Consider the following 23,108-nt stretch of genomic DNA (forward strand, 5'->3'; position numbering starts at 1 on the left):
GGCGGGGTCAGGGTCGCTCTCCGGGAACCGGGGCCGGAAGCGTGGCGTCCACCGATGGACATGATCACCAGCGGCCCGAAGGGGTGGGAATGACCGCCACAGCCACCCGCTACCTCCACCTCGTCCGGCACGGCGAGGCGACACCGGACGAGAGCGGACTGACGGAGAACGGCCGCCGCCAGGCCACTTTGCTCGGCCGGCGCCTCCAGGGCATCCCCTTCGCGGCGATCCACCACGGCCCGCTGCCGAGGGCGAAGGAGACAGCGCGCCTGATCGGCGACGAGCTGGAGGGCGTACCCCTGCACCGCTCGTCACTCGCCGGCGACTACGTCCCCCACGTCCCCCACCGGGACGAACTCCCGCCGGAATCCGCCGACCTCTTCCTCCGCTTCCTCGAAGGAGCCGGTGAGGAGGAGCGGGAGCACGGCCCCGCCCTGGCCCACCGGGCGCTGGACCGGTTCACCGGCCCGGTCGACGGCGAACAGGACCGGCACGAACTGGTCGTCACCCACAACTTCCTGGTCGCCTGGCTCGTCCGGGACGCCATGTACGCCCCCAAGTGGCGCCGGCTCGGCCTCAATCACGCCAACGCGGCCCTGACCGTCATCCGGTACGCCCCCGACCGCCCCGCCTCCGTCCTCCTGACCAGCGACATGCGCCACCTCCCCGCCGACCTGCGCTGGACCGGCTTCCCGCCCGAGCAGCACCTCTGACCCCGCCGCTTCGGCGGGCACGCCCTCGCCGCTGTCCCGGGCACCGCACCCGCCTCTCCCACAGGCCCGACCTCACCCGAACAGCCCCACGCCGCCGCCCGGGATGAGACAGTGCCCCGGGAGATACGTGCACAGGGAAGGAAAACCGGTGGGCGGCACGGAAGCCAGGGACGGCAAGGGGGCCGCGGGCAGCGCGGGCGGCACAGGTGACGCGGACAGGACAGGCGGTACGGACAGCCCGGGCGGCCCGGCCTCCCCGGGCGACGCCCCCGTGACGGCGGCCGGGCCGCCCCCCGACGCCCTCACCACCCCGCGCGGCCGCCGCCCCGTCGTCGCGGCCCTCATGCTCGGCATGGCGCTGGCCGCCATCGACGGCACCATCGTCTCCACCGCCGTACCCCAGATCGTCGGCGACCTCGGCGGCTTCACCGTCTTCTCCTGGCTCTTCTCCGGCTACCTGCTCGCGGTCACGGTCACGCTCCCGGTGTACGGGAAGCTCTCCGACACCTTCGGCCGCAAGCCGGTCCTGATCGCCGGGATCGTCCTCTTCCTCATCGGCTCCCTGCTCTGCGCCGCCGCCTGGAACATGGGCGCGCTCATCGCCTTCCGCGTCATCCAGGGCCTCGGCGGCGGCGCCCTCCAGGGAACCGTCCAGACCATCGCCGCCGACCTCTACCCGCTGAAGGAGCGCCCGCGCATCCAGGCCAAGCTGTCCACCGTCTGGGCCACCTCGGCGGTCGCGGGGCCGGTCGTCGGCGGGCTGCTCGCCGGGTACGCCGACTGGCGGTGGATCTTCCTCATCAACCTGCCGGTCGGCGCGATCGCCCTCTGGCTGGTCGTGCGCCACCTCCATGAGCCGGCACGCCCCCGGCCGAAGACCCGTCCCCGTATCGACTGGGCGGGCGCCCTGGCCGTCTTCGCGACCGGCACCCTGCTGCTCACCGCCCTCGTCCAGGGCGGGGTCGCCTGGCCCTGGCTCTCGGCACCCTCGCTCGGCCTGTTCGCGGCGAGCGCGGCGCTGGCCGCCCTGACCGTCGTCATCGAACGGCGGGCGGCCGAGCCGATCATCCCGGGCTGGGTCTGGCGCCGCCGCACCATCGCCTCGGTCAATCTGGCGCTGGGCGCGATGGGGCTGCTGATGGTCGCGCCGACCGTCTTCCTCCCGACGTACGCGCAGTCGGTCCTGGGCCTCGGCCCGATCGCCGCCGGATTCGTGCTCTCGGTCATGACTCTGAGCTGGCCGGTCTCGGCGGCCCTCTCCGACCGGGTCTACAACCGCATCGGCTTCCGGCTCACCGCCATCATCGGCATGAGCGCCGCCCTGCTGATCCTGCTGGCCTTCCCGCTGCTCCCCTACCCCGGTGAGCCCTGGCAGCCCGCCCTGATCATGCTGCTGCTCGGCGCGGCCCTCGGCCTCTTCCAACTCCCGCTGATCGTGGGCGTGCAGTCGACGGTGGGGTGGGCGGAGCGCGGTACGACGACGGCGTCCGTCCTCTTCTGCCGCCAGGTCGGCCAGAGCATCGGAGCGGCCGTCTTCGGGGCCGTGGCGAACAGCGTGCTGGCCGCCCGCCTCCTCGGCGCCCCCGTACCCGGCCTCCCCGACGACCTGGACGCGGTCGCCCGCACCCTGGAGGACCCGGGCGCGCTCTCGGCGGCGGCGACGGACCACCTGCGGCGGGCGGTGGACGCGGCGGTGGACTACGTCTACATCGGCGCGGCCGGGGCGGCGGCCCTGGCCCTGCTCGCCCTCGTCGCCCTCGCCCCGCGCCGCTTCCCGGTCATCACCGAGACGGTCAACACCGAGGCGGGCGGGCACCCGGGCGGTTCCCCCGACGCGAGGTAGGAACCGGACCCCCGGCCGGCGACGACACCTCAGGCGCGGCGGACCCGCCACAGCCATGCCGCCGTAGCGGCCGTCAGGACGAGCGCCGCCAGGTTGACCACGAGGGCCGGGCCGGCACCAGGGCACGGTCATGGATGGGAAGGGAGGCCTCACTCCGCCTAAGCCCCTCGGGTCGTGCGGCGGCCTCTTCCTGGGGCCGCGCCGCCGCCACCTCCGCCCACACGGTCTTTCCGATCGGGTTCCGGGGCTCCCGCCCCCACCGCCTCGCCAGGGCCCGTCCGCCCACGCCGTGCGGCCCGATCGCATCGAACGCACCTGGCCGTATGCGGGCCCCTCTCCTCGCGCGGTGCCGGGCAGCCCGTGCGGCCCCTCAGTCCTCCCCCGCCCCCGCCGTCACCCGGCCTGTCAGCGTCGCCAGCGAGCTGCGGACGTGCGCCATGTGCGCCTGGACCTCCTCGCGGCCCTCCTCGTGCTCCCGCAGTACGCGCTCGGTCTCGCGGACGATCCGCTCCTCGCGCACCCGGGCCTCCGACAGGATCTCGGCCGCCCGCGCCTCCGCGTCCTCCTGGCCGTGGCGGGCCGCCTCCTGGGTCTCCGCCAGGCCGCGGGCCGCCTCCGCGAGCAGGGCCTCCGCCCGGTCGGTCAGCTCCTTGTGGCGCGCCTCCGACTCCGCCTCGGCGGCGGCGATCTCGGCCTCGGCGGCCTGGTGGCGCTCCGCGTGCTCCTGCTCCTGGTGGGACAGCACACTCGCCGTACGGCTCCGGGTCTGCGCCATCGCGGTCTCGGCCGCCCCGCGCACCTCCTCGGCCTCCTTGCGGGCCGCGGCGATCACGCCCTGCGCCTCCCGGACCGCCTCGGCGACCCGCTCCTCCGCCGCCGCCACGGCAGCGGCCCGCACCGCGTCCGCCGCCTCCCGCGCCGCGTCCGCCAAAGCCCGGCCGTCGGCGTCGGCCGCGTCCGCCAGCTCCTGGCCCGCGGCCTCCGCGTCCGCCCGCAGGGCAGCGGCCTGCTCCTGCGCCAGCGCCAGAATCCGCTGCGCCCGCTCCCCCAGCTCCGCGTAATCCTGCTCGGGCAGCCCCGCCACGGTCTCCGCCAGCCGGGCCGCCTCCGCCGCCAGCTCCTGCGCCAGCCGCTCCAGCCGCGCCGTCTCCGCGAGCGCCGTGTCCCGCTCGGCCGACCTGGCCGCCACCACCCGGTCCACCTGCTCCGGACGGTAGCCACGCCCCCGCACGCCGACGACGTCGAACGCGGACACCGGTCCAGCACTCATAGCCTGAAGCCCCTCTACGACATAGGGAATACGGACACACGGACACGCAGGCGCACACGGGTCTCCCCGCGATACGTCAAGGATGCGGCAATTGAGGCCGGAAGTCGGAATCGATCAGGCGCTTTCAGGACGTAAAGCGACCGGCGTCACACGCCCGGAACGCGGTGAGGCGCCCGATCCGTCCCGGACCGGGCGCCTCGTACAACGCTTCTCAGCCAGGGGTACGGATCAGAGCAGACCGTCCCACATCTGCTCCAGCAGCACCGACCACCAGCTCTCGGGCGACGCCAGCGCCGCCGGATCCAGCGCCACCAGCTGTGCCTGGAAATCGACGGTCCACCGCCCCGCCTGCTCCGGGGTCAGCCCGAACCGGAGGCGCCACATCCGGCCCAGCAGTGCCATCGACCGCACGAACTCCGGCAGCCCCGAGTTCACGAACTGCGGCGCCACCGACTGACCGCCCGGACCCGCCTCCACCGGCACGGCCACGATGTTCGCCGTCCCGTACTGGACACAGATCGCCCGCCCGAAGTCCGTACCCATCACCAGGTACGACCCCGCGTCCGGCGCCGCCCGCACCTGCCGCTGCGCCGCCAGCTCGCCCAGCGTGGGCACCACGGGCTGACCCGGCTGCGCCCAGAAGAACGGCCCGAAATCGGCGGGCAGCCCCGCCCACACCAACGTACGGGCGACGATCTCCGGCACACCCTGACGCGACACCGCACGCTGGTCGAACCGCAGGATCCCCTGCGGACCGAACGCCTGCAGCACCTCCTCGGCCACCGCCTCCGGCGGCAGCGCCGGGGCGGGCGGCATCTGCGGCAGCGGCGCCCGCAGCGGAGCCGGCCGCGCCGGGCCGTCCGCCACCTGGTGCAGCTCACCCTGATGGGTGAGCAGGTGCTGCATGCCCTGCTGACGGCTCGCGTGATCGGTGCCGTACGGCGCCACGCTGGTGATCCGCACCTGCGGCCAGGTCTCCCGGATCATGCGGGCGCAGTACCCGCCCGGCAGCTCGCAGGACTCCAGCTCCGTGTGCAGCTCGATCACCTGCTGCGGCGGCACGTTCATCGCCCGCAGCTCGTGCAGCATCTGCCACTCCGGGTGCGGGGTACCCGGCGCCGAACGCCGGATCAGCTGCTGCTCACTGCCGTCCGGCGCCCGGAACCGCAGCACCGCCTGGTAGCCCGGGCCCACGGTCGGCAGACCGCTCGGCTGCTGCGGATAGCCGTACGCCGGGGGCGGCGGGGTGTGCGGGCCTGACGGCTGAGGCGCCTGGGGTACGGGAGCGGGGGCACCGCCCTGCGGAACACCGGGCGGACCGGGAGGGCCCGGAGGACCGGGGGGACCCGGGACCGGGACCGGGCCGGAGTTCGCGAACATCGTCTCGGCGTGGTGCATCCCGCCGCCGGGGGGCGGTGTGGAGCCGGGCGGAGGCCCGGGGGGACCGGGCGGACCGGGCGGCTGCGGGGCGCCGGGGACACCGGGAGGGCCCGGCGGGCGGGGCGCGCCCGGGGACGGGACGCCCGCACCGATGCTGCTGCCGTCGGCGAGCATCGTCGCCGCCTGGTGCACCCCGCCCGGCGGGGGCGTGGAGCCCGGCGGCGGACCGGGAGGAGCGGGAGGCTGCGGGGCGCCGGGCGGCGGGGTGGCGCCGGGCGGGCCGAGCTGGGAGACGAGCTGCGTCGGGATGTACCCGCCCGCCGGAGCGCCGGGCGCACCCGGGCCCGAGGGCGGCGGCGTCGCACCGGGGCGTACGCCGGGGGTCCCGGGCGCACCGGGCGGGGGCGGGGTCGTCGGACCCGCCCCACGCGAACCGCGCGGCGGCACCACGGCCTTGCTGGTGGCCGCGTCCGCGATGTCCCCGGCGCCCTGGGAGGACGAGGAGGACCGGTCGGCGGGCTTGAGCGCGGGGGCCACCTGCGTACGCGGAAGCTGGCTGCCGCCCGACATCAGCGCGGTGGGCGCCTCCGCCGACACCACCGGCGGCGGGGCCTCCTCGTCGTCCGTCCCCGAGAGCGGCGGAGCGAACACCGTCGCGGGCAGCGGAACGGCCCCGTCGTCGGAGTCGGCGGAGTTGGTGTCCGTGCCGGCCCACGGGGTCGCGTGGGCGGGCACGCCGTCGTTGGCGGTCGGCTCGTAGGCCCCGCCCGCTCCGCCCGCGCTGCCGCCCGCGGCGGGCCACGAGGGGGACGAACCGCCGGTGGACGAGGGCGGCGGGGCATCCGCGGGGGCGGGCACCGGCTCATCGGCAGGGGCGGGAACGGGGGCGGCGGCAGAAGCAGGAGCAGAACCGGAAGCAGCCGCGTCCGCCGCCTCCTCCGCAGCCCGGCGCTCCGCCCGGTGGTCCGGGATCCCCAGCTTGTCCGCCGCCTCCTGGAGCCACTCCGGGGGCGTCAGCAGGAACGACGTCTGGTTCAGGTCCACCCGCTGCGGCGGCTCCGGCACGGCGGCCGGCGCACCCACCGGGGTCCCGTACTCCTCCTCGTACCGCCGGATCACCTCACCCACCGGCAGCCCCGGCCACAACGTCGCCTCTCCGCTGTCCCGGGCGATCACCAGCCGCTGGCGGCCCCCGTCCGAGACCGGGCCCTCCGCCCGGTCCTCGGCCCACACCACGAAACCCAGATCGAACTCACGGACCCGGACCTCACGGTGCTGGTACGCGGGCACGTCACCGTTGACCCACTCGTCCGCCCGCTCCTGCGCCTGCGCGAAAGTCACCACCGCGCTCACCCCTCCACCGGGACGGCGCGTGCGAAGCCGCCGTCCACCATCAGGTTCGCCACCGTCTCCAGCTCCGGCGGGTTGCCCGCCAGTCGCTGGAGGAAGTCGTCGAAGTCCGCACCACAGGGCAGCAACAGCCGCTCGACGCGCTCCCGCACGCTCCAGCCGTCCTGGTCCCGGGCATCGTCGTACGGGCAGAACCACACCGAACCGACGTCCTGCCCGCGCACCTTCACGGCCAGGATCCCGCCCTGGACGAAAGCCACGCCCAGGTAGTCCTTGGTGAAGTGGTCCCGCAGACACTTGTTCACATACACCAGGTCGTTGACGGCCGCCTCGTCACGCACCGTGAAGAACGGCTGGTCCACCAGCAGCCCCAACTCGGCGTCCAGCGCGGCCCCCACGGGGGCCGAACCGCCCGCCGCTTTGAGGAAGGAGCGGTAGGCGCCCGGCAGCCGGTAACCGAGGTCCTCCTCGACGCCCTGGATCTGCTGCTCGCTCACCGCGACCGCGCCCTTGGGCAGCCGGAAGTGCACGGGGCGGGTCTCCTGCAACGGACGCGTACCCCGCCGGTTCTGGTCCACCTCGGTCGTCGCCAGGCCGCCGTGATGACGCAGCAGCGCCTTCACCTCCACCGGCACCAGCTCCATGCGCCGGCCACCCGCCACGTGGTGCCAGGTCCAGCCGTGCGGCGTCGCCACCGCCGGAATCGTGTCCCACAGCTCATGGCCGGAGGCCGCCATCGCCGCGTTCGCCGACACGTAGTCGGTCAGCCGCAGCTCGTCGACACCGAACCCCTGCGGGGGATCGGCGATCTCGGCGGCGGCCCGCGCGTACGGCGAGAAATCCGGATGGCCGCTGCCGCCCACGCGCACACCTCTGGGATGGCGGGACGCCCGGACCGGGTCCGGGAAGTGCACGACCTGACCGGCATAGGCCGCGTTCGGTGGCGCGGCTTGCTGCCCGAGCCGACCTGTCGTCATGGCGGTTGCCCCCTGCTGCGTCTGGTGGTTCCGCACAGCCTAAGCGGTGGGGCAACAGGGGGTCCCGCCCCGCCGGTTCCGTCACGAACGGTCACATTCGCGTGACGGTGAGGCGACGGTCCGGCACCTTCCGGCGACACGCGCACACGTTTCCCCCACCCAGCTTCCCCACGACGCGGCACATTTGGCAGGCTGTCCCCGCAACTCGGGGGATTGCAGGGAGGGACGACCGCACCATGCATTCTGCACAAACAGTCACAAACGGACCATCAGGGGACCCGCGACTCAACTGGAGCAGCACCGAGACCAGCCGCACGCCTCACCTGCTCCACCGCCGCGACGGGATCCTCCCCGCCGTGGCCGCCGCCCTGTCCGTACGCGGAGAGACACTCACCTGCACCGCCGGCAAAGGGGACCAGCCGCCGACCCTGCACCCGCTCGTCCAGGACTTCCTCGACACCCTCACCAGCGGCCAGCGCGAACGCTTCACCGGCCGCTGCCCCGAGGCCATACTGCTCTCCCGGCAGCTCACCGCCGCCGAGAGCGGCCGCTCCAAACGTGCCCAGCGAAAACCCCTGACCAACGGGGAAGCCCGCCGCGCGCTCAAGCACTCCCGGCTCACCGCCCGCCGCATCCGCGAGGACGGCGACCCGCTCCACGGCAGCTACGCACCACCGTGTCGATCCTGTTCGGCGCTCCTCTCCCACTTCGGCGTACGCCCCGTCGACCTCACCACCACCGGCGCCGCGACCACCGCCGAGAAGGGCTGACCGCCCACCGATGCACGACCAGCAGCCGCACCTTCCGCATCAGCAGCAACCGCCGCACAACTCCACCCGCTTCCCCGTCGCCGTCGACGCCGCCCTGCGCGCGGCGGGATGGCAGCCCGGGCGATGGGACATCCGGCAGGCCGAGGAGTGGGCCGACGCCCTGCGCGCCCACACCTCGCCCGCCGGGCACCGGCACGCGGTCTTCCCGGCCGCGGTCGAGGCCTGGGCGGAGTTCGGGGCCCTGCACATCACGGCGACCGCACCGGGCCGGCAGATCGCGCCCGCCGCCGTCCACATGGACCCGCTGCACGGGCTGCACCTCGCCCGGACGCTGGGCGACCTGGGACGGGCCCTGGAGACGGAGGTGGCCCCGCTGGGGGCGGAGGGCGAGGAGCAGGCGGTCCTCGCGATCGACACCGAGGGGCGGGTCTACGGCATCGACCACACGGGCGACTGGTTCCTGGGCCGGGACATCGACGAGGCCCTGGCGACGCTGATCACGGGGACGCAGCCGGTGCGCCTGTCGAGCCCGTCCGGCTGACCCGGCCCGTCCGACCGGCCCAGCCCCTCCGGCCGCCTCAGCCGGACGGGCCGGAGACGTCCGGCAGCACCGCCGACACCCGGAACCCGCCCGCGTCAGTAGGACCGGACACGAACACACCCCCCAGCCCCAGCACCCGCTCCCGCATCCCCACCAACCCGTTCCCCCCGCTCGGCAGCCCCGCATCCGCCACCGCCGCGTCCGAAGGACCGTTCTCCACCTGCATCGCGACCTCGGCCCCCCGGTGCGCCAGCCGCACCCACGTCCTCGCGCCCGCCGCATGCTTGTGCACGTTCGTCAGGGCCTCCTGCACCACCCGGAACGCCGTCTGCTCGACCTCGGGCGCGTACGGGCGCAGCTCCCCGTCCACCGACAGCTCCACCACCATCCCCGCCTGCCGCGACTGCGCCACCAGAGCCTCCAGCTCGCTCAGCCGGGGCCCGTCCTCCGACGCCGCCGCGGCGGCCGCCGCGGCCGCCTGCCCCACCGCCGCCAGCGGAACCGCACCGCCACCCGCCGCGACCGGCGCGATCAGCGCGTCCCCGCTCCGCAGCACCCCCAGCATCTCCCGCAACTCCGTCAGCGCCTGCCGCCCCATGTCCCCCACCAGCGCCGCGTTCCGCACCGCCTTCGCCGGGTCCTTCGGGGCGACGGCCTGAAGCGCCGCGGCATGGACCACCATCAGGCTCACCCGGTGGGCCACCACGTCATGCATCTCCCGCGCGATCCGGGTCCGCTCCTCCGTACGCGCCCACTCGGCCCGCTCCTCCGCCCGGTCCGCCAGCAGCGACAGCTCCCGCTCCAGCGAATCCGCACGCTCCCGCAGGCTCTCCATCAGACGGCGCCGCGCCCCTATGTAGAGGCCGAACAGCACGGAGGGGGCCGTCAGGCCCACCGACATGAAGACGGACACCAGGGGCACATACCAGTCCCCCGGCCCGAAATCAGCCTGCTCGGCAACGCTCTGGCGCAGCCGTACATAGGTGACGATGAACGTCCCCACCAACGACATCCCCGCCAGGACGACGGTGATCCGGCGCGGCACCTCGGACGCGGCCAGCGTGTACAGGCCCACCAGGCCCATCAGGAAGCCCATCTCGGCAGGCGTCGTCGCGATCGACACCAGCACCACGGCGATCGGCCACCGCCGCCGTACGAGCAGCACCGAACCCGCGAGCAGTCCGAACACCACACCCGCCGGCGTCGGCAACCCGGTGTTCCCGGCGAAATCAACCCCCTCCAGGCCACACTCCAGCGCCGATACCAGCGCCAGTCCCACGTCCAGGGCGACACCGCGCCGCCGTTCCCACCACCAGTAGCCGCGGGTGGTCGATCCCGCCGCCTCCCGGTCTGCCCCCGTTGCGGTCATGGCATCCAGCCTACGGGCGGCCGCATCCCATTTTCCGGTGACCGGCAACAGCACGTTCCGCGTTCGAACGAGCACGAAACACGCGCCGATCGCCTGAAATGGCGAATCGACCGCGTTTTCGACCCGAGCGTCCGCATACCGGACGACGCTCTCCGTATGACCGAGACCACAAGCAAGTACGCCGACCTCGAGGGCCTCCGACCCAGGCGGTGGCGCTGCGCCGGGAGGGGCTCAGCGTGCGCCAGATCAGGGACCGCCCGAACGCCAAGGACGACCTCAGGGAGAAGGCCCGCGCGCTTCGGCTCCAGGGCATGACGTACGACCAGATCCAAGTGGAGCTGGGGTGGTCGAAGAGTTCGATCTCGCTCTGGGTACGGGGCCTGCCGAAACCGGAGCCGCGCTACACGGAAGAGGAGCGCATCTTCTGGTCGGAGCTCACCGGGGTGCCCCGCAGTGACTTCATGAAGGCGACACTCAAGAAACACGCCCCGAAGACCAACCGCAAGAACACAGGCGAGGCCTACCGCGGCCGCCTCGTCATCTACGTGACCAAGAGTGCGGAGCTCTATCGTCGCGTAGAAGGCGCTTGGTACGGCATAGTGTTGGGTGCCGATCCGGCGAACCGACTCAATGTCCGGTTTAGCAGGGATTAGTCCCCCATGGTGTAATCAGGCAGCACTGCGGTTTTTGGTACCGTCTGTTCAGGTTCAAATCCTGATGGGGGAGCTCGGCACGCGGGCCCCGACCACACCGGTCGGGGCCCGCCCCCGTTTCCGCCGGAAACACCCCCGGTATCCTGCGGATGACCACCACCCGAAGCCGAAGGGCACATCCGTGAGCGCAACCAGCCCGGCAGCCGTCGTCGTCCTCGCAGCGGGTGAGGGCACCCGCATGAAGTCGAAGACACCCAAGGTCCTGCACGAGATCTCCGGGCGCTCGCTCGTCGGACATGTCGTCGCCGCCGCCCGTGAGCTGGACCCCCAGCACCTCGTCGTGGTCGTCGGGCACGCCAGTGAGCAGGTCACCGCGCACCTGAACGCCGGCGACGCCCCTGTGCGCACCGCCTTCCAGGCCGAGCAGAACGGGACCGGGCACGCCGTCCGTATGGGGCTCGAAGAGCTCGGCGGGTCCGTCGACGGCACCGTGATCGTCGTCTGCGGCGACACCCCGCTGCTCTCCGGCGAGACGCTCGGCGCGCTCGCCGCCACCCACGCCGCCGACGCCAACGCGGTCACCGTCCTGACCGCCGAGGTCCCGGACTCCACCGGCTACGGGCGCATCGTGCGCGACGCGGCCTCCGGCGCGGTCACCGAGATCGTCGAGCACAAGGACGCCACCGACGAGCAGCGGGCGATCTCGGAGATCAACTCCGGGGTGTTCGCGTTCGACGGGTCGCTCCTGGCCGACGCGCTGGGCAAGGTGCGCACCGACAACAGCCAGGGCGAGGAGTACCTCACCGATGTGCTCTCCATCCTGCGTGAGGCGGGGCACCGCGTCGGGGCGTCCGTGGCGGGCGACCACCGCGAGATCCTCGGCATCAACAACCGGCTCCAGCTCGCCGAGGCACGCCGGCTGCTGAACGAGCGGCTGCTGGAGCGGGCGATGCTCGCGGGCGTGACCGTCGTCGACCCGGCGTCCACGCTGATCGACGCGACCGTGACGTACGAGCGTGACGCGGTCGTGCACCCGGGGACGCAGCTGCTGGGGACCACCCATCTCGCTGAGGACAGTGAGGTGGGGCCGAACTCCCGGCTCAAGGACACCGTCGTGCACGCCGGGGCCCGGGTGGACAACTCCGTGACGGACTCGGCCGAGGTCGGCCCGGGGGCGTCCGTCGGGCCGTACGCGTACCTGCGGCCGGGGACGCGGCTGGGGACGAAGGCCAAGGCCGGTACGTACGTGGAGATGAAGAACGCCACCATCGGGGAAGGGACCAAGGTCCCGCATCTCAGCTACGTCGGTGACGCGACCATCGGCGATCACACCAACATCGGTGCCGCCAGCGTCTTCGTGAACTACGACGGGGTGGCCAAGCACCACACGACGATCGGCTCCCACTGCCGTACCGGTTCGGACAATATGTTTGTGGCACCCGTCACGGTCGGGGACGGGGTCTACACCGCCGCCGGTTCGGTCATCACGAAGGACGTCCCCGCCGGTTCGCTCGCCGTGGCGCGGGGCCAGCAACGGAATATCGAGGGTTGGGTGGCCCGGAAGCGTCCGGGCAGCGCGGCCGCTCAGGCTGCTCAGGCATCCTCGCAGGGAGCCGACGGCGAAAGCTGACCGGAAACAGGTGCGTCGGTGACGGCGTACCGTGATAGATGCTCACCCATTTCGGCTGGCTCGTTGCACATCGGGACCTATGCGTGCAGCGCCAGATACACGTCTGAGGAGACTGTGCTGTGACCGGGATCAAGACGACCGGCGAGAAGAAACTGATGCTCTTCTCCGGCCGCGCCCACCCCGAGCTGGCCGAGGAGGTCGCACACCAACTGGGTGTCGGTCTCGTGCCGACGAAGGCCTTCGATTTCGCCAACGGTGAGATCTACGTGCGGTTCCAGGAGTCGGCACGTGGCGCGGACTGCTTCCTGATCCAGAGCCACACGGCTCCGATCAACAAGTGGATCATGGAGCAGCTGATCATGCTGGACGCGCTGAAGCGCGCGTCGGCCCGCTCCATCACGGTGATCGTGCCCTTCTACGGGTACGCCCGCCAGGACAAGAAGCACCGTGGCCGTGAGCCGATCTCGGCCCGTATGGTGGCGGACCTGATGGCGACGGCGGGCGCGGACCGGATCCTCACGGTCGATCTGCACACGGACCAGATCCAGGGCTTCTTCGACGGTCCGGTGGACCACCTGTTCGCGCTGCCGATCCTGGCGGACTACGTGGGCGCCAAGGTCGACCGCTCCAAGCTGACGATCGTGTCGCCGGACGCGGGCCGCGTGCGGGTCGCCGACCGCTGGTGCGACCGGCTGGACGCGCCGCTGGCGATCGTGCACAAGCGCCGCGACAAGGATGTGCCGAACCAGGTCTCCGTCCACGAGGTCGTGGGCAACGTCGAGGGCCGGGTCTGTGTACTGGTCGACGACATGATCGACACGGGTGGCACGATCTGCGCCGCCGCGGACGCGCTGTTCGCGCACGGTGCGGAGGACGTCATCGTGACGGCGACGCACGGTGTGCTGTCGGGTCCGGCGGCGGACCGGCTGAAGAACTCGAAGGTGAGCGAGTTCGTGTTCACGGACACGCTGCCGACCCCGGGTGAGCTGGAGCTGGACAAGATCACGGTGCTGTCGATCGCGCCGACGATCGCGCGCGCGGTGCGCGAGGTGTTCGAGGACGGTTCGGTGACGAGCCTCTTCGAGGAGCAGGGCTGACCGGAGGAGCGGGGCCGGCCGCCTGAGAGCGGCCCCCGCTGATCCACTTTGGGGTACGGCCTCCCCGCCGGGTAGACTCACCGAGTTGCTCGGCGAGGGAGGCCGTACCTGTGTGTACGGTGCTCCGTTATCGACGCGCTCTTCGTAGCAGGCCTGTCGTGGGCCGGGTGACCGTTCGAGATCCGTTTCCGACGGTTCCGTCACCTGACGAGGAGTGCAACCATGGCTGAGATCAAGCTCGCCACCGAGGTCCGTACCGAGTTCGGCAAGGGCGCCGCCCGCCGTATCCGTCGTGCCAACCGGGTCCCCGCGGTCGTCTACGGCCACGGCGCCGAGTCGGTCCACATCACGCTGCCGGGCCACGAGCTGCTGCTCGCGCTGCGTACGGCCAACGTGCTGATCGGTCTGGAGATCGACGGCAAGGACGCGCTGGTCATCCCGAAGGCCGTGCAGCGTCACCCCCTCAAGGGCACCATCGAGCACGTCGACCTGCTGACCGTGAAGCGCGGCGAGAAGGTCAACGTCGAGATCGCGGTGCACGCCGAGGGCGACCTGGCGCCGGGCGCCAACCTGCTCGAGTTCGTGCTGAACACGCTGCTCGTCGAGGCCGAGGCCACCCACATCCCCGAGTCCGTGACGGTCTCCGTCGAGGGCCTGGACGCCGGTGACTCGATCGTCGCCAAGGACATCCCGCTGCCGAAGGGCTCCGTGCTCGCCGGTGACGAGGACGCGATCGTGATCCAGGTCGTCGCCGCGCAGGCCGAGGAGCCGTCCGCCGAGGGCGAGACCGAGACCGTCGAGGCCTGAGCCCTCGCCGCTCCCGTTCGACCCGCTTGACGCTTGACCTGCTTGACGTTCCACCTGCTTGACTGACGGGGTGGTGGTTCCCTTCCGGGGGAGCCGCCGCCCCGTTTCGCTGTGCCCCCCGCGTACGACCCGTGACTTCCGCATACGAGGAGACCGAGCGCTGATGTCCGACGCCACCGACCCCTGGCTCATCGTGGGCCTCGGCAACCCCGGCCCCGAGTACGCGGCGAACCGGCACAACGTCGGGTTCATGGTGGCCGATCTGCTGGCCGAGCGGATCGGCGGGAAGTTCAAGCGGGCGCAGAAGGCGCAGGCGCAGGTGGTGGAGGGGCGGATCGGTCCGCCGGGCCCGGGGAGCCGGCGGGTGGTGCTGGCGAAGCCGATGTCGTACATGAATCTGTCCGGCGGGCCGGTGACGGCGCTGCGGGACTTCTACAAGGTGCCGACCGATCACATCGTGGCGATCCACGACGAACTGGACATCGACTACGGGATGCTGCGGCTGAAGCTGGGCGGCGGGGACAACGGGCACAACGGGCTGAAGTCGATGACGAAGTCGATGGGTCCGGAATATCACCGGGTACGGTTCGGGATCGGGCGGCCGCCGGGGCGGATGCAGGTCGCGGACTTCGTGCTGAAGGATTTCGGGTCGGTGGAGCGCAAGGAGCTGGCGTTCTGGGTGGACCGGGCGGCGGACTCGGTGGAGTGTCTGCTGGCGGAGGGGCTGGAGCGGGCGCAGAGCGCGTACAACTCCTGACCGGCCGCGCGGATGGGTGCGACTGTACGATCGCGGCTCATGACACACGTCCGTAGCGCCGCGGTGGTCCTGGTCATCCTGCTCCTGCTTGGCGCGGGAGCCTGGGCCTCGTGGGAGTCGGCGCACCACGTCCTGCTGCCCAAAGGGCGGCAGCACGGTGTTCTCACGGTGGCCGCGTGCGGTGAGCAGATGTGCAACGGCCGCTATGTCCCCGACGGCGAAGGTCCGCCGCGCACGACGGTGACCATCGAGCGGTCGGTGGCGGTTCGGACAGGCCGGGGGCTGCCTGTGGTGGTGAAGCCGGGCACGGAAGTGGCGGTCCGGACCGGGTGGAGTGGAGGTCTGCACGCCTGGTTGCCGCTGGGCGGGGCGATGCTGCTGGCGGCCCCGCTGGCCGCGGGTGGTCTGCGGGCGACGCGGACGGCGTGGTCACTGGCGGGCGCCGGCGGGATGCTCGTGGTGGCGACCTTCCTCGCGGTGTGACCGTGGTCCCCGGGGGGGGCCACGATCGTTATGAACCGGCGGGGCGGGTCGGGTCGGTGGTGCGGCTAAGATGCCCCTTCGCCGCCCTCCACGGCAAATTTCACCTCTCAGATGGACGAGTGCCCATGCAACGCTTCCTGACTCCGTTCGGTGCCCTGGTCGCTGCCGTGACGACCTGTCTCGTGCTGGCCCCGGCCGCCGCAGCCACGGACGGCCCGACCCACCCGACCCTGCGCCAGCAACTTCCTTTGACTGCAGCCGAGTTCGCCGACGGGAAGGCCGCTGAGGAGTGCCCGGGCGTCCCCACCGACAAGGACGGCTGGCACTTCATTCTCCCGGGCAACACCGCGACCTTCACCAAGCTGACGGTCACTTTCGAGCCGGGCGGCGAGCAGGAGATCACGGTCTTCGGTCCGCCGAAGGACGACCACGCCTACGCCATCTCCGAGCCGGGTGCCGAGCTGACCGCGATCAGGGCGGAGATCAAGGGCACGGTCAAGCACAACAAGTTCAACCTGTCGCACACCTGCCCGGCCTCGGTGACCCCGACGCCGTCGGGCACCCCCACCGACACCCCCACCGACACCCCGACCGACACCCCGACCGACACCCCGACGGACACGCCGACGGACACGCCCACGAGCACCCCGACGGACACGCCCACCGACACCCCCACGAGCACCCCGACCGACGAGCCGGGCTCGACCCCGTCGGCCACCGCTCCGGCCACGACCACACCGGAGTCACCGGGTGTGGCTCCGTCCGCCTCGGAGAGCACGGGCACGGGCACGGGCACCGACAAGGGCACCGGCGACCTGGCCGAGACCGGTTCCAGTGTCCCGGTGGGCGTCTTGGCCGCCACCGCCGTCGCCCTCGCTGGTGCCGGCGCCTTCCTGGTGACCCGCCGCCGCAAGACGCAGCAGTCGGCCGCCCAGGGCTGATACCCGGGGCCGAGCACCGCACCGCACCCCACGCGAGGCGCCTCTGAGGCCCCACCGGAGACGGTCTCGAACCGCTCTCCGCCTGCCGGTCCCCTGCCGAGGCGGCACGGGACCGGCCGAGACGCGAGTGCCCCCGCCGACCGGGTCGGCGGGGGCACTCGCGCGTTCCCTGGGTCAGCCGGTGTTGCGCAGGCCCGCCGCGACGCCGTTGACGGTGAGCAGCAGGGCGCGGGCGAGGAGCGGGTCAGGCGCTTCGCCGCGTTCGGCCGCCTGGCGCTGACGGGCCAGCAGCGAGACCTGGAGATAGGAGATCGGGTCCAGGTAGGCGTCGCGGATGGCGAAGGTCTGCTGGAGCGCCGGGCTGGTGCCGAGCAGTTCGGTGGAGCCGGTGACCTTGAGGACTTCCCTCACGGTGAGCGCGTGCTCCGCCTCGATGGCGTCGAAGACGTGCTTCAGCTCGTCGGGGACGAGGGTGTCGACGTAGTGCCGGGCGATGCGCAGGTCGGTCTTGGCGAGCGTCATCTCCACGTTGGAGAGGAAGTTCCGGAAGAAGTGCCACTGCTCGTGCATCTCGTCGAGGACGGTGCCGAGTCCGGCTTCGCGCAGGGCCTTGAGGCCGGAGCCGACTCCGTACCAGCCGGGCACGATCTGGCGCGACTGGGTCCAGCCGAAGACCCACGGGATGGCCCGCAGGCCGTCGAGCGAGACGCCGGAGCCGGGGCGGCGGGAGGGCCGCGAGCCCAGGTGCAGGTCGGCGAGCTGGTCCACCGGGGTGGAGGCGAGGAAGTACGCGGGGAGGTCGGGGTCCTCGACGAGCTTGCGGTAGGCGCTGTGGGCGGCGTCGGAGACGGTGTCCATGGCCGCGTCCCAGCGGGCGAGGGCCTCGTCGGACTGGCGGGGCGCGGTGTGCAGGGCGGAGGCCTGGAGGGTGGCCGCGACGGTCAGTTCCAGGTTCTCGCGGGCGAGGGCGGGGATGAGGTACTTGTCGGAGATGACCTCGCCCTGCTCGGTCACCTTGATCTCACCCTCCAGCGTTCCCCAGGGCTGGGCGAGGATCGCGTCGTGGGAGGGGCCGCCACCGCGGCCGACGGTGCCGCCGCGGCCGTGGAAGAGGCGCAGGCGTACGCCGTAGCGGTGGGCGACGTCGCGCAGCCGGCGCTGGGCGCGGTGGATCTCCCACTGGGAGGTGGTGATGCCGCCGAACTTGGAGGAGTCGCTGTAGCCGAGCATGACCTCCTGGACATCGCCGCGCAGGGAGACGAGGCGTCGGTAGGAGGGGTCGGCGAGCATCTCGTCGAGGATGAGGTCGGCGGCCTTGAGCTCGTCGGTGGTCTCCAGGAGCGGGACGATGCCGATCTTGGCCCAGCCGGCGTGGAGGTCGATCAGTCCGGCCTCGCGGGCCAGGACGGCGGCGGCGAAGACGTCGTCGGCGCCCTGGCACATCGAGATGATGTAGGACTCGATGACTTCGGGGCCGAAGCGCTCGAAGGCTTCCTTGATGGTGTGGAAGACGCCGAGGGTCTTCTCGCCGGCCGCGTCGAGCGGGGCCGGGGTGGGCGCGAGGGGCCGGCGGGAGCGGAGCTCCTTGGCGAGGAGCTTCTGCCGGTAGTCGCGGGGCATGTCGGCGTAGCGCCAGGACTCCTCGCCGAGGCGGTCGAAGAGCTGGCCGAGCGCGTGGTGGTGGGCGTCGGCGTGTTCGCGTACGTCCATGGTGGCGAGCTGGAGGCCGAACGCGGCGAGCGTACGGATGGTGCGGTCCATGCGGCCGTCGGCGAAGAGGCCGCCCTTGTGCTCGCGCAGGGAGGTCTGGATGAGGGCGAGGTCGGCGATGAGCTCGGAGGTGCCGAGGTAGTCGCAGCCGGGGCGGTGGGGGGTGCCCTTGGCGAGGCGCTCGCGGGTGTTGACGAGCTTCTGCCGGATGCAGGTGGCCTTGAGGCGGTAGGGCTCCTCGGCGTTCAACCGCTTGTAGCGGGGGCTGATGTCGGGGAGGCGCTCCAGGTCGGCCTGGAGGGAGGTGAGGAGCTCGTCGGTGGCTCCGGTGTAGCGGATGGAGTTGGAGAGCAGGCCGCGCAGGTAGTCGATGAGTTCGAGTGCGTCGGTGATGCCGTGCTCGTGCTGGAGGATCAGGACGTCCCAGGTGACGGCGGGGGTCACGTTGGGGTTGCCGTCGCGGTCGCCGCCGATCCAGGTGCCGAAGGTGAGGGGGCGGGTGCCGGCGGGGAGTTCGACGCCGACGCGCTCCAGCTCGGCGGCGAGGTCTTCGAGGACGTCGCCGACTGCGCCTGTGTGCAGCTCGTCGAGGTAGTAGATGGCGTTGCGGGCCTCGTCGGCGGGCTCCGGGCGGACGACACGGAGCTCGTCGGTCTGCCAGATGAGGTCGATGTTCTCGGCGAGCCGGAGGTCGTGGCGGCGGCGGTCGGCCTCGATGACCGGCGTCTCCAGAAGCTCGGCGATGCGGCGGAGCTTGTTGAGGACCGAGCGGCGGGCGGCCTCGGTGGGGTGGGCCGTGAAGACGGGCCGGACGTTCAGGTTCTTGACGGTGGCGCGCAGATGCTCGGGGTCGGCGTCCTTGAGCCGGTCGGCGGTGCGGGCCAGGAGCCCGCCCTCGGCGGCGCGGCGGTCGCGCATCTCGTGGGCGCGGTGGACCTGCTCGGTGACGTTGGCGAGGTGGAAGTAGGTGGAGAAGGCGCGCACGAGCTGTGCGGCGGTCTCCAGGTCGGTGTCGCCGAGGAGTGCGGCCGCCGCTTCGCCGTCGGTGCGGGTCAGGGCGCGTACCCGCTCGACGAGGTCGAGGAGTTCCTGGCCTTCCTGGCGTACGAGGGTCTCGCCGAGGAGGTCGCCGAGGCGGCGGATGTCGGCGCGCAGCTCGGGGCTGGCGGCGGGGGTCTGGTCGGCACTGCTCACAGTGTGCGGCTCCTTGCAGTGAATGAGGAGGTGCGTCGCTTCGGCGTCTCCCGGGTGACGGTGCCGATGGGCGGTGGGAGGCGCGTGGCGGGGTACGGGGCCCTGCGGCAGCCAGCGGTGCTGTTGCCACGCCCCGACGAGCGGGTGCGGACCGCGCTGTCCGACCCTTCCAGGATAGGTGTCGTCGCCTTCGGCGTGTCCGCAGCCCTGGTGGGGGCGGAGAACAGCGTCGGCACCGAGTGCCCTACCCCTCGGGCAGGCGGACTACCGCGTACGACGGGCTGGACCGGGTTCTCGTGTTGTGGGTCCCGTCACTGCCATACTTACCAAGCCGTAGGTTACGGAACCGTAGCCATGGCCGTCCGAGCACCACTTCCTCACCCTCCGGGGGACTCCTCTATGCCGTCCACACCCGACGTGATCGACGAGACCGGCCCGTCCACCTCCAACGCCACCACCTCTCCCCTCCCGCCCGCCACGCTGGGCGGGGACAAGAAGAGGTCGATCGAGCAGTTCGCGCTGCTGGCGTTCATCGTGGTGCCGTTCGTGGCCCTGCTGGCGGCGGTGCCGCTGGCATGGGGGTGGGGGGTGAGCTGGTTGGACGTCGGGCTGATGGTGGCGATGTACTTCATCGGCTGCCACGGCATCACGATCGGTTTCCACCGGTACTTCACGCACGGTTCGTTCAAGGCGAAGCGTCCGCTGCGGATCGCACTGGCCGTGATGGGTTCGCTGGCGGTGGAGGGGCCCCTGGTGCGGTGGGTGGCCGATCACCGCAAGCACCACAAGTTCTCGGACGCGGAGGGTGACCCGCATTCGCCGTGGCGGTTCGGGGAGAGCCTTCCGGCCCTGATGAAGGGCCTGTGGTGGGCGCACATCGCATGGATGTTCGACGAGGAGCAGACCCCGCAGCAGAAGTACGCCCCCGATCTGATCAAGGACCCGGCGATCCGGGGCATCTCGCGCCACTTCCTGACCTTCACGATCGTCTCGCTGGCGATTCCGCCGCTGGTGGGCGGTCTGGTGACGATGTCGTGGTGGGGTGCGGCGACGGCGTTCTTCTGGGGTTCGCTGGTACGGGTCGCGCTGCTGCACCACGTGACGTGGTCGATCAACTCGATCTGCCACGCGGTGGGCAAGCGCCCCTTCAAGTCCCGTGACCGTTCGGGGAACGTGTGGTGGCTGGCGGTGCTGTCGTGCGGCGAGTCGTGGCACAACCTGCACCACGCGGACCCGACGAGCGCGCGGCACGGGGTGATGCGGGGGCAGATCGACTCCAGTGCCCGGCTGATCCGCTGGTTCGAGCAGCTGGGGTGGGCGTCCGACGTGCGGTGGCCGGACGCGGCCCGTATCGATGCCCGGCGCACGACCGTACCGGTCGACCCGGCATGATTGACGACGTGGCGACCGACGGCAGCAGCGAGAAGAGCAGGCCCACCGCCTCCCGGCGGGCCCGGCGCGTCCGGATGACCGGCAAGGAGCGCCGCGAGCAGCTGCTGGACATCGGTCGTGCCCTCTTCGCCGACAAGGGGTTCGAGGGCACGTCGGTGGAGGAGATCGCGGCCCGCGCCGGGGTCTCCAAGCCGGTGGTGTACGAGCACTTCGGCGGCAAGGAGGGCCTGTACGCGGTGGTGGTCGACCGCGAGATGCGCCGACTGCTGGACATGGTGCAGGGGGCGCTCACGGCGGGCCATCCGCGGGAGCTGCTGGAGCAGGCGGCCTTCGCGCTGCTGGACTACATCGAGTCGTACACGGACGGTTTCCGGATCCTGGTCCGGGACTCCCCGGTGGCGCAGTCGACGGGCACGTTCGCCTCCCTGATCAGCGATATCGCCACGCAGGTGGAGGACATCCTGGGCCTGGAGTTCAAGGCCCGCGGTTTCGACCCGAAGCTGGCCCCGCTGTACGCCCAGGCGCTGGTGGGGATGGTGGCGCTGACCGGCCAGTGGTGGCTGGACGTCCGCAAGCCGAAGAAGGCCGAGGTGGCGGCACACCTGGTCAACCTGTGCTGGCACGGGCTGGAGAACCTGGAGTCGAAGCCGCGGCTGATAGGGCACCGGAAGAGCTGACCTCAATCACCCCTTCCCCGGCACGTGACCCGCTGTGATGACGGCTGCGGATTCCCCGCCGTAGTGGTCGGCAGGGCAGAGAATCCCGTCCATGGGAGGAACCATGACCGCCGAGCCGACCACCGCGCACAGCTCCCGCTGGCCGGTGCCCCCGCAGGACGGATACACCGTGGACAGCACCGCCGGAGGTGAAGATCCGTCGGGAGATGACCGTGGTACTGGACCGGCTCAATGGACCGGAGCCCGACGTCTCCGTCATTCGCAGCGAGGCTGACACCAAGGGGATGGAGCAGACGTCGTACTCACGCGGCGTCGGCGTCCGGCTCCAGGAACTCCAGGCGGTTGCCCGCCGGGTCGTGGGCGTGGAAGCGGCGGTGGCCGGGGAGGTCGTCGTCCCATTCCGTGGGGATGCCGTGGGCCTCCAGGCGGGCCGCGTACTCCACGATCCCGGTGACGCGCAGGCCCGGGTGGGCCTTCTTGGCGGGGCGGAAGTCCTCCTCGATGCCCAGGTGGAGCTGGACGGGACCGGCGGCGAACCAGCAGCCGCCGCGGGCGGCCAGCACCGGGGGCTTCGGGATCTCGGTCATGCCCAGGGCGTCGGCGTAGAAGGCGCGCAGGGCGGCCTCGGAGCCTGGTGGGGTGGCGAGCTGGACGTGGTCGACGGCGGCGAGGCCTGCGGGGGCGGTCATCGGGTCTCCTTGCGGGCTGGGGCTCGGTCTACGGCTTGCGGGCGACGGCGAAGATGCGGCGGAACGGGAAGACCGTGCCGTACGGGCCCGGGGGGTACGCCTCGTGCAGCAGGTCGCGGTATGCGGTGACGAACGCGTCGCGGGCCTCGGCGTCGTCGGCCAGCGCGGTGAGGACGGGGCGCAGGGCGGTGCCCTTGACCCAGTCGAGGACGGCGTCGTCGCCGTGCAGGGTCTGGAGGTAGGTGGTCTCCCAGACGTCTGCCGTGCAGCCCAGGTCCCGCAGGCGGGTGAGGTAGTCGGCGGGCTCCAGGACGGCGGCGGTGCGCTCGCCGGTGCCGTGGAGGCGGGGACGCCAGCGGTCGGAGTCGCGGAGCTGGGCCAGGAGGGTGTGGCTGGGGGCGGTGAAGTTGCCGGGTATCTGGAAGGCGAGGGTGCCGCCGGGGGCGAGGGCGTCGATCCAGCGGGGGAAGTACGCGGCGTGGCCGGGGATCCACTGGAGCGCGGAGGTGGAGACGATCAGGCCGTACGTCTCGGTGGGCGTCCAGGTGGCGGCGTCGGTCTCGGCGAAGTCGAGGAGGGGCGGGCGGGCGTGTGCGGCGGCCTCGGCGAGCATCTGCGGGGAGGTGTCGTAGCCGGTGATACGGGCCTGCGGCCACCGGTCGGCGAGGAGGGCGGTGACGTTGCCGGCGCCGCAGCCGAGGTCGGCGATGCGGGGCGCGGGGTGGCCGGGGAGGTCGCCGATCCGGGCCAGGAGGTCGTGGAAGGGGCGGGTGCGGTGGTCCGCGTGGCGCAGGTACTGCCGCGGATCCCAGGTGGGTTCGGCCGCGGGCGTCGTGGGTGTCATGGGAGACAGGATCACGCGCAG

19 protein-coding genes, 1 tRNA gene and 3 pseudogenes are annotated in these 23,108 nt (G+C 72.1%); 15 read left to right on the forward strand and 8 right to left on the reverse strand.

The window, feature by feature from the left end:
* Positions 1 to 89 precede the first annotated feature (89 nt).
* Together AMK21_RS18760 and AMK21_RS18765 are read left to right on the forward strand one after the other, a co-directional pair.
* The gene (locus AMK21_RS18760) at positions 90 to 713 is read left to right on the forward strand and encodes a histidine phosphatase family protein (RefSeq protein WP_073879386.1); all 624 of its coding nucleotides are present in this window, start codon (positions 90 to 92) and stop codon (positions 711 to 713) included.
* Positions 714 to 816: 103 nt separating this feature from the next.
* Positions 817 to 2,556 carry an MFS transporter gene (locus AMK21_RS18765; RefSeq protein ID WP_374198611.1) on the forward strand — a complete coding sequence of 580 codons (1,740 nt, stop codon included), beginning with the start codon at positions 817 to 819 and terminating at the stop codon, positions 2,554 to 2,556.
* Between the two features lie 184 nt (positions 2,557 to 2,740).
* Here the strand turns inward: AMK21_RS18765 and AMK21_RS37120 are convergent.
* The 4 genes and pseudogenes from AMK21_RS37120 to AMK21_RS18785 form a co-directional block, all read right to left on the reverse strand.
* Positions 2,741 to 2,827 (reverse strand): annotated as a pseudogene (locus AMK21_RS37120) (ATP-binding protein); the annotation flags it as partial.
* A 99-nt stretch (positions 2,828 to 2,926) separates the two neighbouring features.
* Positions 2,927 to 3,826 (reverse strand): cellulose-binding protein, encoded by a 900-nt coding sequence (locus AMK21_RS18775; protein WP_079181199.1) that lies wholly within the window; start codon positions 3,824 to 3,826, stop codon positions 2,927 to 2,929.
* Positions 3,827 to 4,054: 228 nt separating this feature from the next.
* The gene (locus AMK21_RS18780; RefSeq protein WP_420712514.1) at positions 4,055 to 6,550 is read right to left on the reverse strand and encodes an SUKH-4 family immunity protein; all 2,496 of its coding nucleotides are present in this window, start codon (positions 6,548 to 6,550) and stop codon (positions 4,055 to 4,057) included.
* A 5-nt stretch (positions 6,551 to 6,555) separates the two neighbouring features.
* A complete protein-coding gene (locus AMK21_RS18785; protein ID WP_073879394.1) occupies positions 6,556 to 7,533 on the reverse strand; it encodes an SMI1/KNR4 family protein in 978 nt (325 codons plus the stop codon).
* 236 nt (positions 7,534 to 7,769) lie between these two features.
* On the opposite strand from AMK21_RS18785, the gene AMK21_RS18790 reads away from it, so the two are divergent.
* Positions 7,770 to 8,303 carry a YwqJ-related putative deaminase gene (locus AMK21_RS18790; RefSeq protein WP_073879396.1) on the forward strand — a complete coding sequence of 178 codons (534 nt, stop codon included), beginning with the start codon at positions 7,770 to 7,772 and terminating at the stop codon, positions 8,301 to 8,303.
* A 10-nt stretch (positions 8,304 to 8,313) separates the two neighbouring features.
* Complete coding sequence (locus tag AMK21_RS18795) at positions 8,314 to 8,844, forward strand: SUKH-3 domain-containing protein (protein WP_073879398.1); 531 nt, start codon at positions 8,314 to 8,316, stop codon at positions 8,842 to 8,844.
* A gap of 37 nt (positions 8,845 to 8,881) precedes the next feature.
* Here the strand turns inward: AMK21_RS18795 and AMK21_RS18800 are convergent, their stop codons facing one another.
* Positions 8,882 to 10,213: a sensor histidine kinase gene (locus tag AMK21_RS18800; RefSeq protein ID WP_073879400.1), complete on the reverse strand. Its 1,332-nt coding sequence runs from the start codon at positions 10,211 to 10,213 to the stop codon at positions 8,882 to 8,884.
* 156 nt (positions 10,214 to 10,369) lie between these two features.
* Between AMK21_RS18800 and AMK21_RS18805 the strand changes: the two are divergent.
* The 8 genes and pseudogenes from AMK21_RS18805 to AMK21_RS33765 all read left to right on the forward strand — a co-directional run bounded on the left by AMK21_RS18805 (position 10,370) and on the right by AMK21_RS33765 (position 16,581).
* Positions 10,370 to 10,866 (forward strand): annotated as a pseudogene (locus AMK21_RS18805) (hypothetical protein).
* A tRNA-Gln gene (locus AMK21_RS35135) sits at positions 10,867 to 10,939 on the forward strand.
* Between the two features lie 108 nt (positions 10,940 to 11,047).
* Positions 11,048 to 12,496, forward strand: coding sequence for a bifunctional UDP-N-acetylglucosamine diphosphorylase/glucosamine-1-phosphate N-acetyltransferase GlmU (gene glmU / locus AMK21_RS18810; RefSeq protein ID WP_073879882.1), 1,449 nt, complete (start codon positions 11,048 to 11,050; stop codon positions 12,494 to 12,496).
* A gap of 119 nt (positions 12,497 to 12,615) precedes the next feature.
* Entirely contained in the window at positions 12,616 to 13,593 is a 978-nt protein-coding gene (locus tag AMK21_RS18815) for a ribose-phosphate diphosphokinase (RefSeq protein ID WP_015609053.1), read from the forward strand.
* A 222-nt stretch (positions 13,594 to 13,815) separates the two neighbouring features.
* Positions 13,816 to 14,400, forward strand: coding sequence for a 50S ribosomal protein L25/general stress protein Ctc (locus AMK21_RS18820; RefSeq protein WP_073879402.1), 585 nt, complete (start codon positions 13,816 to 13,818; stop codon positions 14,398 to 14,400).
* A 163-nt stretch (positions 14,401 to 14,563) separates the two neighbouring features.
* On the forward strand, positions 14,564 to 15,157 hold the full coding sequence (pth, locus tag AMK21_RS18825) for an aminoacyl-tRNA hydrolase (RefSeq protein ID WP_073879404.1): 594 nt from the start codon (positions 14,564 to 14,566) through the stop codon (positions 15,155 to 15,157).
* Between the two features lie 39 nt (positions 15,158 to 15,196).
* Positions 15,197 to 15,640: a hypothetical protein gene (locus AMK21_RS18830; RefSeq protein ID WP_199863231.1), complete on the forward strand. Its 444-nt coding sequence runs from the start codon at positions 15,197 to 15,199 to the stop codon at positions 15,638 to 15,640.
* A gap of 125 nt (positions 15,641 to 15,765) precedes the next feature.
* The gene (locus AMK21_RS33765) at positions 15,766 to 16,581 is read left to right on the forward strand and encodes an LPXTG cell wall anchor domain-containing protein (protein WP_079181201.1); all 816 of its coding nucleotides are present in this window, start codon (positions 15,766 to 15,768) and stop codon (positions 16,579 to 16,581) included.
* 174 nt (positions 16,582 to 16,755) lie between these two features.
* On the opposite strand, the gene ppc is transcribed toward AMK21_RS33765, so the two are convergent.
* On the reverse strand, positions 16,756 to 19,485 hold the full coding sequence (gene ppc / locus AMK21_RS18845) for a phosphoenolpyruvate carboxylase (RefSeq protein ID WP_073879409.1): 2,730 nt from the start codon (positions 19,483 to 19,485) through the stop codon (positions 16,756 to 16,758).
* Between the two features lie 399 nt (positions 19,486 to 19,884).
* Between ppc and AMK21_RS18850 the strand changes: the two genes are divergently transcribed.
* The 3 genes and pseudogenes from AMK21_RS18850 to AMK21_RS36125 all read left to right on the forward strand — a co-directional run.
* Positions 19,885 to 20,877 carry an acyl-CoA desaturase gene (locus tag AMK21_RS18850; protein WP_073879410.1) on the forward strand — a complete coding sequence of 331 codons (993 nt, stop codon included), beginning with the start codon at positions 19,885 to 19,887 and terminating at the stop codon, positions 20,875 to 20,877.
* Positions 20,874 to 21,554 carry a TetR/AcrR family transcriptional regulator gene (locus tag AMK21_RS18855; protein ID WP_015609059.1) on the forward strand — a complete coding sequence of 227 codons (681 nt, stop codon included), beginning with the start codon at positions 20,874 to 20,876 and terminating at the stop codon, positions 21,552 to 21,554. The genes AMK21_RS18850 and AMK21_RS18855 overlap by 4 nt, the downstream gene beginning before the upstream one ends.
* A gap of 103 nt (positions 21,555 to 21,657) precedes the next feature.
* Positions 21,658 to 21,856: pseudogene (locus AMK21_RS36125) on the forward strand (Uma2 family endonuclease); the annotation flags it as partial.
* Here AMK21_RS36125 and AMK21_RS18860 read toward each other — a convergent pair.
* The gene (locus AMK21_RS18860; RefSeq protein WP_073879412.1) at positions 21,857 to 22,243 is read right to left on the reverse strand and encodes a VOC family protein; all 387 of its coding nucleotides are present in this window, start codon (positions 22,241 to 22,243) and stop codon (positions 21,857 to 21,859) included. It abuts the pseudogene before it with no gap.
* Positions 22,244 to 22,271: 28 nt separating this feature from the next.
* Positions 22,272 to 23,087 (reverse strand): trans-aconitate 2-methyltransferase, encoded by an 816-nt coding sequence (locus tag AMK21_RS18865; protein ID WP_073879414.1) that lies wholly within the window; start codon positions 23,085 to 23,087, stop codon positions 22,272 to 22,274.
* Positions 23,088 to 23,108: the final 21 nt, after the last annotated feature.

Source organism: Streptomyces sp. CB00316 (genome assembly GCF_001905595.1).
Taxonomy (GTDB): Bacteria; Actinomycetota; Actinomycetes; order Streptomycetales; family Streptomycetaceae; genus Streptomyces.